Below are 16,240 nucleotides of genomic sequence, written 5' to 3'. Positions count from 1 at the left end.
GAGCCTTCCCATTCCTCCTTCCATGTAAGCCTACTCTAAACTGCTGCGGTATTCAGCTGCGGCTTTTTCAGCCTCCTCCACAAATTCCTCTGCTGTAATGTTTCCAAGCATGAGGGAAACGAGGGAGTTGCTGATCGGCGTTTCCAGCTCTGAACTCATTGGGTGGGGCTTCTGATGAATCTGCACCTGTTCCGGATCATTGATCATTTCATTCGCTTCGATCAAGAAGGAAGGTACTTCTTCACTGGAAGACAGATCAACACCCTGCAGGTTCATGATCGCTCCGGTATGTTCAGAGAAGCTCTTCGCATACTCTTTCGTGAAAACAAACTCGACGAACGCTTTTGCTGCTTCCTTGTTTTCTGCTTTTTCAGCAATCGCCAGCGGACGAAGATCAGGAACGATGGCATAAGGCTCTCCTTCATCCTGCATCGGTGATGGAACGAATCCATACTCGAAGTCATCCGGTGTATCGTTGGCCATTTCGTTAGGCAGCCAGAACCCGACAGGAATGAACGCATTGTCATGAAGAAGGAAGTTCATCTGGGACTGCGTATGGTTCAAAGCACCGAACCCGTCATCAATCATGCCTTCTGCCTGCATCTGCTCGACTTTTTTCATAACCTCAAGAACCGGATCGCTCGTCCAGGCTCCTTCCTTACCTTTAATCACATCCGTCAAAAGCTCATCCCCGCCGGCTGCACCAAAGGCGGGATACAGCACACCGCGCAGGAAGTAATACGGGTATTGACCAGTGGTGACAAAAGGAGCGATGCCCTCTTCGTCCTTGATCTGCCCCATCGTGTCCATAAATCCAGGAAAATCTTTTGGAACTTCCCAGCCTTTTTCTTCAAACCAGGCATTGTCATACCACGTGCCCCATGTATCAAAAACAAGCGGCAGGCTGTATACGCTGCCATCGTAATCAGCCGGATCGACGATAAAGCTCTCGCTCAAAGCCGTACCATCCTCAAGCTCGACACCTTCCATCCAGTCGGTCAAGTCCATCAACTGTCCGTCTTCCACCATTTGAGTTTCACTGGATCCTGCTCCATCGATGTAAACGACATCAGGCGGATCGTCCGAGACCCAGCGGGAACGCATTTCTTCGTTAATATTCGGACCGGCATGCTCCGTAATCGTGACATCCGGATACTCCTCCTGGAAATCACCGATAACCTCTTTCCACCAGGAATCTCCGTAACCACCGACAAAATACTGAATTTCAAGTTCTCCTGAAACCTCTCCGGATTCTTCTCCGCTGTTCTCTGAAGAAGACTCCTCTTCGGTGCCCTCACTATCTGTCTCTTCTGTTCCTGCTCCGGGCGCACAACCGACGAGCAAAAGAAAACCAAATAAAACGGCGGCAATCAACCAAGCTGATGTTTTCCTCCATAAACTCAACATAAGCTCCCCCTTTTTTGATTGAAATCATGTATTTGAAACCAACGTGTGGTCTTCAAATTAAGTTTTCGCTTTCACCGCATCCCGGAGCTGCCCGTCACAAGTATCGAGGAGACGTTTGGCTTCCTGAAAGGACACCTTCTTTTTCAACATAACAATGGCAGGTTTCACCTGATGCTGCGCTTTCTGCAGAGCTTCTTCCGCTTCCTCATAGGAAGTTCCGGCCGCTTCCATTAAAATGCTTTTGGCCCGCTCCCGCAGTTTGTAGTTGTTTGCATGCACATCCACCATCAGGTTTTCATACACCTTTCCAAGCTTGACCATCACCGCTGTGCTCAGCATGTTCAACACCATCTTATGGGCCGTCGCTGACTTCAAACGGGTGGAGCCTGTCAATACTTCTGGTCCGACGATGACTTCGATCGGGCATTCGGCCTTCCCACTGATTTCGGACTTATCATTACAGGAGAGAGAGATTGTAAAAGCGCCGATCTCCCCGGCATAAGTCAGCGCTCCGATAGGATAAGGGGTCCGGCCGCTGGCGGTAATCCCGACAACGACATCTTTTTTGCTGAACCCGCGGGCCTTCAAATCTTCCCGGCCCTGATTCTCGTTATCTTCGGAGTTTTCCTTTGCTTCTGTAAACGCCCGGCCGCCTCCGGCCATCACTGCCTGCACAAGCGAAGGGTCGACCATAAATGTCGGCGGACACTCTGATGCATCAAGTACGCCGAGTCTGCCACTCGTTCCTGCGCCGACGTAAAATAAGCGGCCTCCGTTTTTCAAGGCTTCTGCGATGTGATCGACAGCTTTTGTAATCGCCGGCAGTACGTTTTTCACAGCCTCCGCTGCTTTATGATCTTCGTCATTCATCACCGTCAGCATTTCTATTGTTGTCATCTCGTCCATATGTATCGTCCGTGCGTTCCTCTGTTCCGTCGTTAAAAATGTAAGGGAATCTGTCATGAGTCCATCACCTTTCTTTTTCCATTCCGGCTGCTCTGCCAAGTAAAGCCGCTCCATATTCCGGTGGAGCGTAAGGATCGGTCAAGGGACCGAACTGCCTGTCTTCCAACAGTTTTCCAACATGATTTCGTAGAACCTGGGAGTATGTAAGGATGGAACCCGCTGCTGAAACAGGCGCTTCCGGATCCACTCCCTGCTTAACGAGACTTTCAATATGAAGCACCAGCTCTTCCGCCGCTTCCTTCAGCAGATCCACCGCTGCCTTATCGCCCTGTTCAGAGGCTTCGATGATGCAAGGAGCAAAGGCAGCGACTTCCTTCTTCTCAAAAGGACGATCATACATATACCGAATCAACTGTTCCGGTCGCTCTAAACCGCAAGCACGCAGTATATAAGAAGTCATTTGTGTAGGTTCCCCTCGCCCATCTGCTGCTTTGGCCACTTTTGATAACGCTTTCAAAGAAAGGTGATAACCGCTGCCTTCATCTCCAATTAGATGTCCCCATCCCCCGCATGTCACAACTTTCCCCGCCGCTGTTATTCCAACAGCATTGGATCCCGTACCGGAAATCAGCAGCATCCCCTCTTCTACGCCTGGGGCCAGCGATCCCTTCAACGCCGCATGCACATCGGATGTGATACACAAGTTTAAATTTTCTGAAAAATTTAGGTTAAAAAAAATTGTACGCACCGTACCAGCCATCTGTTCGACCTCATCCCGCCTGCCGACGCCTGCCAGCCCCATTCCTGCTCCGGATATTTCGTCCGGTGCAAGGGAGAACGTCTTCATTCCGTGCCGGATCAGGTTCTCCAGTCTTCTGCCGGCTTCCTCAAAACCAACGACGTGTGGGTTTGTCCCCGGCCCTTTCACGATCAGCGGCCGCTCGGGATACGCCTTTTCGTCCGCTTTCAAGAACAGACAGGTCGTCTTGGTTCCTCCACCGTCAATACCTATGATGTACGTCATGGGCTTCCTCCCAAACCTTGTTGAACTCATTATAGAGCGTATGAATTTTCATATCAATAAAATGTTAGAAAATTCGTAATTATATTTCAAGAAAAAGAAAAACCCGGACTGTTTGTAGTCCGGGCTGCCTTTGTTATGCTGCGCGTTTGCTGTTCTTCCTTTCTTCCGCCCTCAACCGGAACGGAGCAACAAGGAGGGCCGCAATTAAAAAGAGGCCCATATTTCCAATGAGAGGATAGAACAAGGAAACGAGATCGGTAAATCCGAGGAAGCTCAATCCGAAAGCAGCCGCAATCATGATTAGAACGAACTTTTTATGCCGGGCTGTCCCCAATGTTGTAAATCGTGCAGCGAAAGAGAAGAACATGCTGACCGCGGTGTTGAATACCATTCCAAATAAAACGATGGAATAAAAGGCCCCGAGCACCGGCGACAATTCGTCCACTAAAGCCAGCAGCGGCATGTCGTACCCCGCAATGGAATCGACTCTCGAAAAAATGGCAAGATGGCTGAGCACGATCATCAGACCGAGACCGAGTCCGCCAAAAAATCCGCCAAGCGCAGAGGTTTTTTCATCTGTTTCATTCCCACCCATCAACAGCGCCATCGAAGCACCGACAGCGATATTAAAGGACACATAATTCATGGCAGAAATGAACCAATAGGAAAAGTCACTCGGCTGCTTCAGGGCGGTCGCTTCCAATACAGCAAAGCTTTTATCCATCGACACCACACTATAGATGGAAATGAGCACGACAGTCAGTATTAAAAACGGAGTGATACTGCCAATAATCTTTACCACTTTGTCGACATTCAGCAATAGGGCCGCCGTCACGATGACGCACATGAAAATGATACCTGTAATCGCTGGGATTCCGAACTGCTGACTTGGAATCGAACCTGCACCGGCAATCATGACAACGCCTACGCCGAATAACGTGAAAATGATAACCGCGTCAACAATCCATCCCAGCCAGCGCCAGCCGCTCACACGGTGGATGGCTTCTTTATGAGATTCGGCTTTCATCCGGGTGCCGAGCTTTGTCAGCATCATGCCCATGTAGGCGAAGAAGGCTGTGGCCAGTACGGCTCCTGCGGTACCCATATGTCCGTAACTGGTGAAATACAACAACACTTCCTGGCCGGAAGCAAAACCTGCTCCTACAATAATTCCGATAAATGCACTGGCCATCTTAAAAATTCTACTCATCCTGCTCCTCCTTATGTAAAAATTCTTGTTGTTTTTATAATCCGCCCTCCACCTTTTGTGGTTTTACACAAACAGACCTTTCCATCTTCGTATAAATACACAAGATAAGCAAGAGAAAATGGTCATGTCTGCATACGAAAAACCATGATAGAATAGAGGTAATGATTGAAAGAAGGAGAACGTCTATGAGTCCATCACCACGTATCCCTAAAACATTGAACGATCTGATTGATTCTCCCGAAGGATTAGCCGATCGAATCGCCGAAAGCCTTGGCTGCCCCGTTACAATCGAAGATGCCAATCACCAGATTGTTTCCTACAGCAAACATGAAGAACGTGTGGATGATGCCAGAACGGCTACAATCATGCGCCGGAAAGTGCCGGAAAGTGTTGTCAACGGCTTATGGAAGCACGGCATTATGGCAAGGCTTTTTGAAAGCGGACGCCCGGTCATCGTCCCTCCGATTGAAGACATCGGCCTCGGCCGCAGGCTTGCCGTATCCGTCAGGCATAAAGAGGACATCCTCGGCTTCATCTGGGCACAGACCGCGGAATTGACGATCACGGAAGAACATCTTCAGACGATTGAAGATGCCGCCCGTATCGTAAGTCAGCATCTGCTCCGCCAGCAGGCGAAGAAAAAGAAATCCGAAGAAAACCAAAAAGAGTTTTTCTGGCAGCTGTTAACCGGCTCTTTGGAAAACTCCTCCGATATCAAACGACTGGGAAAAAAACATCAAATGAATCTTCAGGGCCAGCTTTGTGTAGCTGTCTTCGAATTCACGGAAGACCTCAGTCAGTCTGTCGAACGTCAGGCCTATTATTTATCAGAAACACTGTACCAGACTAGGATTGTCAGCCGGATTTTTGACGATCATCAGCTGATCCTGCTTGTACGGACAGATCCTAAAGAAGAGGCGGACCACTTGAGCCGTGCTTTTCTGAACGACTTCACCCAGAAAATGAAAGAACGGCTGAACTTCGATGATTTAAAGGGAGCTGTCGGCCTCGTCTACCATACACCGTCGCTGATCCACTCGAGTTACAAACAGGCCCTTAAAGTGCTTGAGTTGAAGGATCAATTCCCGAAAGCCCTTGCGGAAGTGGATCACTACCAGGACCTCGGCATCTATCAGTTCATTAACGAAATTGCCGATCTGCAGAGGAAGGAACATTACCATAATGATGCCCTCCGTAAAATCAAGGCGTATGATGAAGATAACCGGGCGGCCCTGCTCGAAACATTGAAGGTGTTCCTTGCTCATAACAGCAATGTCCATAAAGCAGCCGAAGACATGCATATTCACACCAACACGTTGAATTACCGGCTGAAAAGGATCCGGGAAATCGGTGGTATCGACTTTAAAAATGCCAGTCAGAAAATGATGCTGTTCATAGATTTGTTAATCGATGAAAAAGAAAAAGAGGATTTGTGATTTTTCACAAATCCTCTTCTTTATTTTCTCACTTTCTGCTAAACAAAAAACTCATTTCCCGGGCTATACTTTTCTTACAAATTGTTCTGAAAGGTGGTCATTTTCTTATGATTATCGGAGTACCGAAAGAAATTAAAAACAATGAAAACCGTGTAGCTATTACACCATCAGGGGTTGTAAACCTTACAAAAGCAGGACATAAAGTATACATTGAAGCCGATGCCGGTCTTGGCAGTAACTTCACGAACGAAGAATATCAAGCTTCTGGTGCTGAGCTTATTGAAAGCGCTTCAGAACTGTGGGCTGCTTCTGAAATGGTTATGAAAGTTAAAGAACCTCTAGCTTCAGAATATCCGTATTTCCGTAAAGGGTTGGTCCTTTTCACCTACCTTCACCTGGCGGCAGAGCCTGAATTGACGAAAGCGCTTGTGGAAAATGAAGTAACGGCGATCGCTTACGAAACCGTTTCTGCTGATCAGAAACTTCCTCTGCTTACACCAATGAGTGAAGTAGCCGGTCGGATGGCTACCCAGATCGGTGCTCAGTATCTGGAGAAATCCTACGGCGGCATGGGCATTCTATTGAGCGGTGTTCCAGGCGTTTCCCGAGGTAAAGTAGTGATCATCGGCGGCGGAATCGTTGGTACGAATGCTGCGAAGATTGCGATCGGCCTTGGTGCTCAGGTGACGATTCTTGACCTTAACCCGACACGCCTGCGCGAACTGGATGATCAGTTCGGTTCCGATATCCAGACATTGATGTCCAACCCGTATAACATTGCTGAATCTGTGAAAGATGCAGACCTTGTCATCGGCGCGGTTCTTATCCCAGGAGCTAAAGCACCGAAACTCGTTTCTGAAGATATGGTGAAATCCATGAAAGAAGGTTCCGTCATCGTTGACGTCGCCATCGATCAAGGAGGAAACTTTGAAACAGTGGATCACATTACGACTCACGATGATCCGATTTATGAAAAACACGGGGTTCTTCACTATGCTGTTGCCAACATTCCGGGAGCTGTCCCTCGCACGGCAACCATCGGTTTGACGAATGTCACCATTCCTTACGCGCTGCAGATTGCGAACAAAGGAGTTACCGCCGCAGTCAGTGACAACAAAGCCATCGAAGAGGGTGTCAACACAGCGAACGGTCATTTGACGTACGAAGCGGTTGCTCGTGATCTCGGCTACTCCTACACACCTGTGCTGGAAGCTTTAAAAGAAATTGCCCACGCCTAAGAAAAGACAATAAATGCTAACCATAAACCCGTGCTGGGAACACAGCACGGGTTTTACAATGTCTCCTTTTACAAATGCACCGCTCGTTCCTATAAGGAGCAGCGGACTTTTCCCCCACTCTTTATTCGTGAAACCACCGCCTCAAATGACCAGCCCCCTCCCCTTCTTACCTGCGTAAATAGTCACGATTCTTGTTATTCCCGCATAATTTTCAGAAAAGATAAACAGTTCAAACGACTCTGTCTTTTTTACCTATTTTTTCCTATAATTGGTTGTATTCTTGATAGGAGGTTGATTATGAAAAAGAAGTACGTCATTCCAGTAGCCGTCTTATCGTCCGCCTTGTTTATGGGAACATTAGCACCCCAGACGCATGCCGTCAGTACATCAGACCAGACACAGGTTCAACAGCAGATTGTACATAACCAGCAGAACAAGCCTTTTTTCAACAAAGAAAAGACACAGACGTCCTCAAGTGCCACGGAAAAGTCCGCCCAGGAGCACTTGAAGAAAAACAAAAAGACGTATAACATTTCCAATCCGGACAAGAGCCTCAAACAGACCGATTTGAAAACCGATGATCTCGGAATGACCCACGTTACCCTGCAGCAGACAAAAAACGGTGTTCCGGTCGAGGGACATCTCGTTAAGGTGCATTACAGCGAAGACGAGAAAGTGGAAGCTGTGAATGGACAGTTCAACACTTCTATAGAAAAGTCCACCATGTCGACAAAGCCATCCATAACAAAATCAAAAAGTATCACCACCGCTAAGAAAGCGGTTACGGCACCCGATGAACTAGTGGAATCCCCAACTTCAGAGCTTGTCATTTATCCATTCAACGACGAAAATCACCTGGCTTATAAAGTAAACGTCAACTTCCTCGGAGAAACGCCGGGCAACTGGTTTGTCTATGTGGATGCAGAAACGGGGAAAGTCATCGATCAGTACAATACGATCATGCATGCCAGCTATAAAACATCCCGCGGCTTCGGTATCGGGGTGCTTGGCGATTACAAGACACTTCACATTTCCAAGGACATGAGCACCCAGGGGCGCGATTACTACCTGCTTGATCAGTCCCATAAGGACCTGGACGGCATCTATACGCTCGATGCTGAAAATCAATATGTGCTTCCAGGAAAGCTCTTCTCATCCTCTGATGCTGCTTTCCGGACAAGCTATGAACGTCCGGCAGCAGATGCGCATTACAATTCTGAAGAAGTCTATAAGTACTTCAAGGATGAACACGACCGGAACTCTATTGACGGGGAAGGCATGCCGATTGTGTCCACCGTCCACTTTGGAGAGGATTACAACAATGCCTTCTGGAATGGTCAGCAGATGACCTACGGAGACGGCGACGGGGATTTCTTCATCCCACTATCCGCAGGTCTTGACGTTGCTGCCCACGAAATGACCCACGGAGTGACGACGTTCTCAGCAGGGTTGAAGTACCGCTTCCAATCTGGTGCTTTGAATGAAGCCTTCTCCGACATTTTCGGAGCCTTGGTTGATGAAGAGGACTGGGAAATGGGTGAAGATATTATGGGAGCCGGGGCGAAATCAGAAGGCCGGACAGCCCTACGCAGTTTGAGCAATCCGAGTAAGTTTCCTGTCGGGGCAGATTATGTCTCTTACGGAGATGGAAACGGCATGTATCCTTCCCATATGGACGAGTATTATGACCTGCCTATCGAACTGGACAATGGCGGCGTCCACATCAACTCCTCCATCATCAACCATGCCGCCTACCTGACAGGTGAAAAGATCGGTAAAGATAAACTCGGCCATATTTATTACCGAGCGCTTACAGTATACCTGATGCCTGATTCGGACTTTGATCATGCACGTGAAGTGATCATTCAATCAGCGGTCGATCTTTACGGGGAAGACAGCCCTGAAGCAGCAGCTGCTGCTTATGGACTGGACGAAGTAGGAATCACAGGCTGACCAATCGGAGGCTCCGATTGGAGAGAAATCTTTTTTCTAGTGATTCCAAAGGAACGGTCATCAATACTTGGTCATGGATAGGATTTTTCCCATGTAAGCGGAAGTAACGCAGCCTCTACTGTTCTTTGAAAACGGCGAGGAACTATGATCACCTTTCTCTTTTATCAGAGGGGAAAGCTATTTTCGCACAGGCATCGGCACGAGGAGCGTACGGTGGTGACGCCTGCAGGAACAGCGCGAGCCGAAGATCGACTTGGTCTAATGGTTTTCTTGACCAAGTCAGCTGAGGCCGTGCCCGCGGCAAGCATCCACCGATAAGCGGAACGTGCCCCCTCAACACGACATGCAGACAACTCTAACTGGATAACACGGATTTTTCTACAGCCTGAGGCTCCCATTAAGGGAGCCTCTTTCATAAGAATGGGCGGGAGCTCTCATCAGAAGAGAGGGGTCCAAGTCTTCGATACTGAAGAGTCATAATCTATTGATGTACGGCAACAAAAGGAGGAAAAGCCTATGACAGTCACTTTATCCAAGGAACATTTCATCTATGCGATGGACAAGGAGCATCCGCCTGCCTTACACGTTTCATCAGGCACAACGATTCAGGTGCATACACACGACTGCTTCGAAGGTCAGATCCAGTCGGAGGATACCGAAATCGATGCGGTGGACTGGAATCGGATCAACCCCGCTACAGGTCCTGTCTACATTGAAGAAGCAGAGCCCGGAGATACATTGAAAGTCACGATTCAGGATATTCAATTAGGAGACAGCGGAGTGATGGTCACTGGTCCCGACCTTGGAGTGATGGGGCACCGAATGGAGACATTCCAGGCAAAAATCATTCCTGTCGAAGACGGAAAAGCTGTTTTCAATAAGGATGTATCTCTTCCGCTTAACCCTATGATCGGGGTGATTGGAGTGGCACCTGAGGGTGATGCCGTATCCTGTGGCACACCAGGCGCCCACGGAGGAAATATGGATACAAAAGAAGTGACGACAGGATCTTCTCTCTACTTCCCTGTTTTTCATAAAGGGGCCCTTCTTTCTCTGGGGGATCTTCACGCAGCCATGGGAGACGGAGAAATCAGTGTCTCCGGTGTGGAAATTCCGGCCGAAGTTTCGATCCATGTAGCGGTTATCAAAAGCCGGCCACTTCCTTTCCCTTTCCTGAAAAATGAGGATGGACTGAGTATTCTTGTCTCTAAAGACACGCTGGATGAAGCTGTAGACACTGCGGTTGAGCTGATGATTGATTTCCTCCAGCCGCAGACAGACCTTTCTTTATCAGAACTGACGATGCTGATGAGTGCTGCCGGGCAGGTACAGGTCAGTCAGGTCGTGGATCCGCTGAAAACCGCCCGCTTCTTTGTACCACACACGGTGCTTAAAGCCTATTCCATCTCTATAGAATAAAAAAAGAGCTGCTTCCGGAAGTAAACCGGAGCAGCTCTTTTCGTAGAGGAATATTTTTTCATCGTTTCAAAACACTCTTGAAGTGTGTGAAAGTATCAAAGCTTGCTTTGCCGTGATAAGCTCCCATCCCACTGTTTCCTACACCACCAAATGGGAGGTAGTGGGTTGTCATATGGTTGATCGTATCGTTAATCGCACCTCCACCAAAGGAGATGTTCGTGAAGACCTCGTTCTGGACTTCCTCGTCTTCTGTAAACAAATAGAGGGCCAGCGGTTTCGGACGGTCCATGACCGCTTCAACAGCTTCAGATACTTCATCAAATGTGAGCACAGGAAGAATCGGACCAAATATTTCGTCCTGCATCACATCGTCCTCCCAAGTAATTTGATCAAGAAGCGTCGGCTCAATAAATAAGTTCTCCTTATCCGTACGTCCGCCCATGTAAAGTTCGCCGTTATCCAAGAAGTTTTTGAGACGATCGAAGTGCTTTCCGCTAACTACGTGAGGATACGCATCAGCCGGAACCACATCGCCATACGTGTTCGTTTTCGCTTCTTTGATTTTCTGCATCAATGCCTCTTTTACATCGCTGTGGGCTAGAACATAATCGGGAGCCACACAGGTTTGCCCGGCGTTCATGAATTTACCTCCAGCAATACGGGCAGCTGCCTGATCCAGATCAGCGTCCTTGTGAACAATCGCTGGACTCTTACCTCCCAGCTCAAGGGTCGTTGGTGTTAAGGTCTTCGCGGCAGCTTCGGCTACGATACGACCGACGCCTGTACTACCCGTGAAGAAGATGTAGTCGAAATTTTCTTTGAGCAGGGCCGTACTTGTCTCTACTTCCCCTTCGACTACATGGATGTATTCTTCCTTGAAATTTTCATTAATCATGCCGGCCAGCAGGCTGGATGTGTTCGGCGTTAACTCAGACGGCTTCAATACAGCCGTGTTTCCTGCTGCAATGGTTCCGACAAGTGGGGCCACAGCCAGCTGTACGGGGTAGTTCCACGGAGAGATCACCAGGGTAGAACCATAAGGCTCAGGCTGGATAAAGCTTTTGGCTTCGCCATGAGCTTCAGGAGTCGGAACTTCCTGCGCGGCCGACCATGTATCCAGATTCTCAAGCATAAAATCAATTTCTGCCAGTACAAGACCGATTTCTGCACGGTTAGTCTCTTCCTCCGGCTTATTCAAATCCGCCTTCACTGCATCGATGATATCCTGTTGGTGAGAGATCATATATTCTTTGATTGTTGTTAAAGCTTCTTTACGAAAAGCCGTTTCCTTCGTCTTTCCACTACGGAAAAAGGATTTCTGCTTCTGTACCAGTTCTTGATAGTTTTCCATCATAAACGTCTCCTTTTGAATGTTGAGCAGTCAAACGACCTTCTTGTACAGGCTGTCATGCCCCGGCTTTTCCCTGTCCAGGAAACGGTGAAACGCCGGGACCGTCTGCGGCCCAATTCCTTGGACTCACCTAACCAGATGAGCGTGCTGTCTAAACTACTCCTCTATAACCGGACAGTCAATTGATTTGTCTGGAAGAGGCCTTTAAACCAAAATCCCCTGACGTGATTTTTGAATCTCGCCAGGGGTCGAAATGCTTTAATTTTTCAGCTCTGTTAAAGTCTGTTGTTGATATTTTAAACGATTACTAAATCGTCTCCGTCTGGAATCAGGGGTCCGGTCCGTTATTACTCAGAGCGTGGGATGGCAGGGAAAACCGTCCGCTTTCCGGTGGGAACGATGAGCCTCCTCGAACTTCGTTCTCCGGGGGCTCACGGTACCCCACGGAAAGGGAGTCATTCCCAAGGCCGCCTCCTACAAATCCCATGACAGAAAAGGGTGATCTGAGCTCACATGTTACATAACAACACCAAGCAATAACAGAGCCAATTTTTAAAGAGCAGACCTCTGCTCACTGACTCCATTCGTCTGTCTAAGGTTGAATAGAAGGATGACCACAAAGGCTGCCAGTCCAATAAAGTCGGTCCATAACCCCGGATAAATCAGCAGCAGAGCGCCTGCTCCGGCAAGAAAACGATAGCCGGTGGAAACCTTCGTCTTCAAGTATCCCTCTGTCATGATGGACAGGAGGAAAACGCCGATGAGTGACGTAACAGTAATCGTCATGATGTTCATGATCGTCGCATCGATCATCAGCATTTCGTGCGAAAATACAAACATGAAGGGCACGATAAATCCGGCAATCGCCAGCTTCATCGCTTGGAAACCGGTTTTGTTCGGATCACCGCCTGCGACTCCGGCTCCGGCAAAGGCCGCCAGAGCGACAGGTGGAGTAATGTTGGCAAAGATACCGAAATAAAATACGAACATATGGGCAACAAACGTCGCCGTTTCCGTCGATCCTGCCAGCTCTCTATAAAGCGGAAGCTGGAGAAGAATAGGCGCAGCCATCGTACTTGTGATGATATACGTCGGAATACTTGGAAGTCCCATACCTAAAATAATCGACGTGATCATCGTAAGCACCAGCGTAATGATCAGCTGGATCAGCGGACTGTTCACCGCACTTCCGATACTTACGATACTGTTGGCAATTTCCAGGGCTACCCCTGTTAAAGAGGCAATCCCTACAACGATTCCTACCGCTCCACAGGCTATTGCAACAGGCACCGTTGTTTTCGCGCCTTCCTCCAAAGCTTTCAAGCAATCAACCACGCCTACTTCATCCCCTTTGATCCGGAGACGCTTCCTCCATAGATTAATAGCAAGTGGAACGGCTACAATAAGCAGCAGCTCCCACCAATCACTCCGCACATTCGGTACGGCGCTTCCGGACAGAACCGCAGACAGCTGCGGCTGGAAGATGAGAAACATAGAGATTCCAAGGATAATAGGAATCATCCGGCTCGTCCCGGCAATGATGACAGTGGCAATGATCGACCAAAACGCTGCATAAAACGGGGTTTTCCCGGAAAACAACAAATAAAGCAGAGTGAGCATCGGAATGATTAAGTGTCCGCGTTCAGCGATGACTTCCTTCACAGACGGCAGTTCACTTTTAGGCAGCCCCTGCAGCCCCCGTTTTGCCGCCCGGAAATGAACCTGAAGTAAAATCCCTACATAGAACAAGAGGGCAGGAATGATTCCTGCAAGAATGATTTTTGTGTAGGGAACGTTCAAATTCTCCGCCATAATAAAAGCAGCAGCCCCCATGATCGGAGGAAGGATCTGTCCACCTACACTGGCCGCGGATTCCACAGCACCGGCAAAGTTCTTTTTATAGCCGATTTTTTTCATCAGAGGAATGGTAAACGTTCCTGTTGTGACGACGTTGGCAATCGCTGATCCATTAATGGATCCTAAAAAACCACTGGCGATGACCGCCACTTTGGCAGGTCCGCCTTTCGTATGACCGGCCACGGCAAGAGCCAGATCATTAAACAACTGCCCCATACCGGACCGGGCTAGAAAAGCGCCGAATAAGATGAACAGGATAATGTAGCTGGCCGATACGCCGATGGCTGTTCCGAGCACTCCTTCGGTGATGAAGACGAGCTGGGCAATGATCTGCTTCGCCACACTCGTAACAATGACACCGTTCAGATCTGGATAGACAGACAATTTTACATAAAAGCCATAAACCAAAAAGCCAAGTCCCAGAAGGGTAAGCCCCCATCCCGTCACCCTTCTCGTAATATCAAATAAAAGAAGCAGAATGAGAATCCCTGCGTAGAAATCCATATCATTGATCTGCCCTCCGGATTGGATAATCCGTTCGGCCGTCACAAACATATACAAGCCGGCAAATACCGAGAGACCGGCCGTGATGTAATCATAAACCGGAACTTTACTGCTTCCCCTTTTTCTAACCAGAGGATACAGCAGAAATCCGAGCGTCATTAATGTATACAAGTGGATGCTCCTCTGTTTTACATCCACAAGGGAACCAGCATAGGACGTGTACAAATGAAATAAGGATAATGAAATCGCAAGGACAGAAATCGCAAGCGCCATCGGCTTTACAAAGTCCGTTCTCGTTGTACTTTCCCTGTCATACTTTTCTGCCGTTTCACTGTTCTGTTTGTTCATCATCATTCCTCTCCCTTCCACCCCTGTCCTTTCAAAACAATATACTTCCATACGGGCATCCGACGGACAGCAACCTGATAAGCCTTCTTTTCATCCAGCTGGTACGTGATATCCTTTCCATAGAAAAGGCGGTGTTCGGTTGCTTCCCCTGTACGGACGACCAGCTCGCTTCCGACCGGCTGGTGAATGCCTGTCATATACACCCACCCGTCCTGGACATACGTATCTTCCCCCGTATCGTGGGGGACGCCTGCCCCAAAAGTTTTAAAGCGTGTTTCTGTCAGGGTGATCTTCCCATCCTGGACAATAAATACTTCTTCCCAATCTTCTTTTTCAACCGAATGCTCCCAGCGGATGCGTAACGTCTGCTCCGAATCTGTAAGGTGTACAGCTGTGATCTTTCCTTCTTTCTTTAAAGTCAGCGCTTCCATAGAAAAAAAGACTGTAAAAAGAGAAACGGCTGATAAACCGATTAGAAACATATAGAAAATTCTCATCGTAGTAAAGGGCACCGGATCAACGATGCCCCTCTCCTTTACTCTAAAATTCCCTGTTCCTCATAGAATTTCTCCGCACCTGGATGCAGCGGAGCAATCAGGCCTTTCGCAATGTCATCTCTGTCCAGCTGTTTTAACGCTCCAACGGAAACTTCTTCTGTTCCTAAATACTCGTAATACCGTTTGGTCATGTCGTAAACGACGTCTTCACTCAAATCTTTGGACACGATAATCATGTTCTGAATACCAACGGTTTCCACTGCTTCATCAAGATCATACGCCGCTTCATTACCGGCCTCTATCGTATTCGCCTTATAGAACGGATACTTGTCCATCAGCGTCTTGGCTGTCTCCCCGCTGATTTCGACAAACTGGATATCTGACTGCTGCATCAAATCGGTAATATTACTGTTCGGTACCCCTGATGTGAAGAAGGCAGCATCCAAGTTTCCATTCTTCATTTCCTGCACGCTGTCGGCATAGCCGGTATGCGTCACTTTGGAAAGATCATCATAGGTAATATCCTCTGCCTCCAGCACTTTCTTCGCACTCTGCTCTACGCCGGAACCGACTTTTCCAACTCCGACTTTCTTGCCTTTCAAATCAGCCACAGACGTAATCCCACTGTCTTTTAAAGCGACAATCTGGACAACATTCTGGTACATTCCTGCCATCGCTTGAACGTCAACCGCATTTCCATCAAACTGTCCCTGCCCTTCTATTGCATCATAACCGACATCACTCATAATGATGGCCATCTGATTCAAACCATCTTTAATATTCTGGATGTTCGCGACAGAAGCCCCAGTTGATTCCACGGTGACATTGTCCACATTTTCACTTTCCTCAAATACGGGTTTGACCGCTCCGCCAATGGGATAATAAGTTCCTGATGTACCACCTGTGCCTAATACAATCGATTCTGAACCTGATTCACCGGACCCGGATGCCTCTTCAGAATCTCCGCTGCCTCCGCAGGCCGCTAAAAATGCCGTAAGAATCAGTACAGATATAAGAAAAACACGCTTCATCATAGAATTGCCTCCAATTCGTAATATTCTAAAAATAATGATAACGCTTACAAATCAGA

Annotated in this window: 12 protein-coding genes; 4 read left to right on the top strand and 8 right to left on the bottom strand. The window is 48.2% G+C overall.

The features are described 5' to 3' along the window. Positions 1-30 precede the first annotated feature (30 nt). From ACXADP_RS05150 to ACXADP_RS05135, 4 genes are all read right to left on the bottom strand, one after another. Positions 31-1,407 (bottom strand): extracellular solute-binding protein, encoded by a 1,377-nt coding sequence (locus tag ACXADP_RS05150; protein ID WP_474969493.1) that lies wholly within the window; start codon positions 1,405-1,407, stop codon positions 31-33. Between the two features lie 57 nt (positions 1,408-1,464). Continuing rightward, complete coding sequence (murQ, locus tag ACXADP_RS05145; RefSeq protein WP_474971009.1) at positions 1,465-2,370, bottom strand: N-acetylmuramic acid 6-phosphate etherase; 906 nt, start codon at positions 2,368-2,370, stop codon at positions 1,465-1,467. Between the two features lie 7 nt (positions 2,371-2,377). Further along, positions 2,378-3,337 carry an N-acetylglucosamine kinase gene (locus ACXADP_RS05140; RefSeq protein ID WP_474969495.1) on the bottom strand — a complete coding sequence of 320 codons (960 nt, stop codon included), beginning with the start codon at positions 3,335-3,337 and terminating at the stop codon, positions 2,378-2,380. Between the two features lie 133 nt (positions 3,338-3,470). Further along, positions 3,471-4,547, bottom strand: a complete 1,077-nt coding sequence (locus ACXADP_RS05135) for a YkvI family membrane protein (protein WP_474971008.1) — start codon at positions 4,545-4,547, stop codon at positions 3,471-3,473. 185 nt (positions 4,548-4,732) lie between these two features. Between ACXADP_RS05135 and ACXADP_RS05130 the strand changes: the two genes are divergently transcribed. From ACXADP_RS05130 to ACXADP_RS05115, 4 genes are all read left to right on the top strand, one after another. Further along, a complete protein-coding gene (locus tag ACXADP_RS05130) occupies positions 4,733-5,983 on the top strand; it encodes a PucR family transcriptional regulator (RefSeq protein WP_474971007.1) in 1,251 nt (416 codons plus the stop codon). A gap of 107 nt (positions 5,984-6,090) precedes the next feature. Beyond that, positions 6,091-7,221: an alanine dehydrogenase gene (ald, locus tag ACXADP_RS05125; RefSeq protein WP_474971006.1), complete on the top strand. Its 1,131-nt coding sequence runs from the start codon at positions 6,091-6,093 to the stop codon at positions 7,219-7,221. Between the two features lie 297 nt (positions 7,222-7,518). Next, positions 7,519-9,174 (top strand): M4 family metallopeptidase, encoded by a 1,656-nt coding sequence (locus tag ACXADP_RS05120; RefSeq protein WP_474971005.1) that lies wholly within the window; start codon positions 7,519-7,521, stop codon positions 9,172-9,174. A 516-nt stretch (positions 9,175-9,690) separates the two neighbouring features. Beyond that, positions 9,691-10,593, top strand: a complete 903-nt coding sequence (locus tag ACXADP_RS05115) for an acetamidase/formamidase family protein (RefSeq protein WP_474971004.1) — start codon at positions 9,691-9,693, stop codon at positions 10,591-10,593. Positions 10,594-10,651: 58 nt separating this feature from the next. Here ACXADP_RS05115 and ACXADP_RS05110 read toward each other — a convergent pair whose 3' ends face one another. The 4 genes from ACXADP_RS05110 to ACXADP_RS05095 form a co-directional block, all read right to left on the bottom strand. Then, on the bottom strand, positions 10,652-11,944 hold the full coding sequence (locus ACXADP_RS05110) for an aldehyde dehydrogenase (protein ID WP_474971003.1): 1,293 nt from the start codon (positions 11,942-11,944) through the stop codon (positions 10,652-10,654). A 552-nt stretch (positions 11,945-12,496) separates the two neighbouring features. Then, positions 12,497-14,656 carry a TRAP transporter permease gene (locus ACXADP_RS05105; protein WP_474971002.1) on the bottom strand — a complete coding sequence of 720 codons (2,160 nt, stop codon included), beginning with the start codon at positions 14,654-14,656 and terminating at the stop codon, positions 12,497-12,499. Continuing rightward, complete coding sequence (locus ACXADP_RS05100) at positions 14,656-15,135, bottom strand: DUF1850 domain-containing protein (RefSeq protein WP_474971001.1); 480 nt, start codon at positions 15,133-15,135, stop codon at positions 14,656-14,658. Before ACXADP_RS05100 ends, ACXADP_RS05105 begins: the two co-directional genes overlap by 1 nt. Before the next feature lie 53 nt (positions 15,136-15,188). Next, positions 15,189-16,184, bottom strand: coding sequence for a TAXI family TRAP transporter solute-binding subunit (locus tag ACXADP_RS05095; RefSeq protein WP_474969504.1), 996 nt, complete (start codon positions 16,182-16,184; stop codon positions 15,189-15,191). Positions 16,185-16,240: the final 56 nt, after the last annotated feature.

This window comes from Halobacillus sp. AWH4_228 (assembly GCF_056158365.1).
The sequence above is the reverse complement of the archived record's forward strand: the minus strand, read 5'-3'. Positions and strand labels throughout refer to the sequence as shown.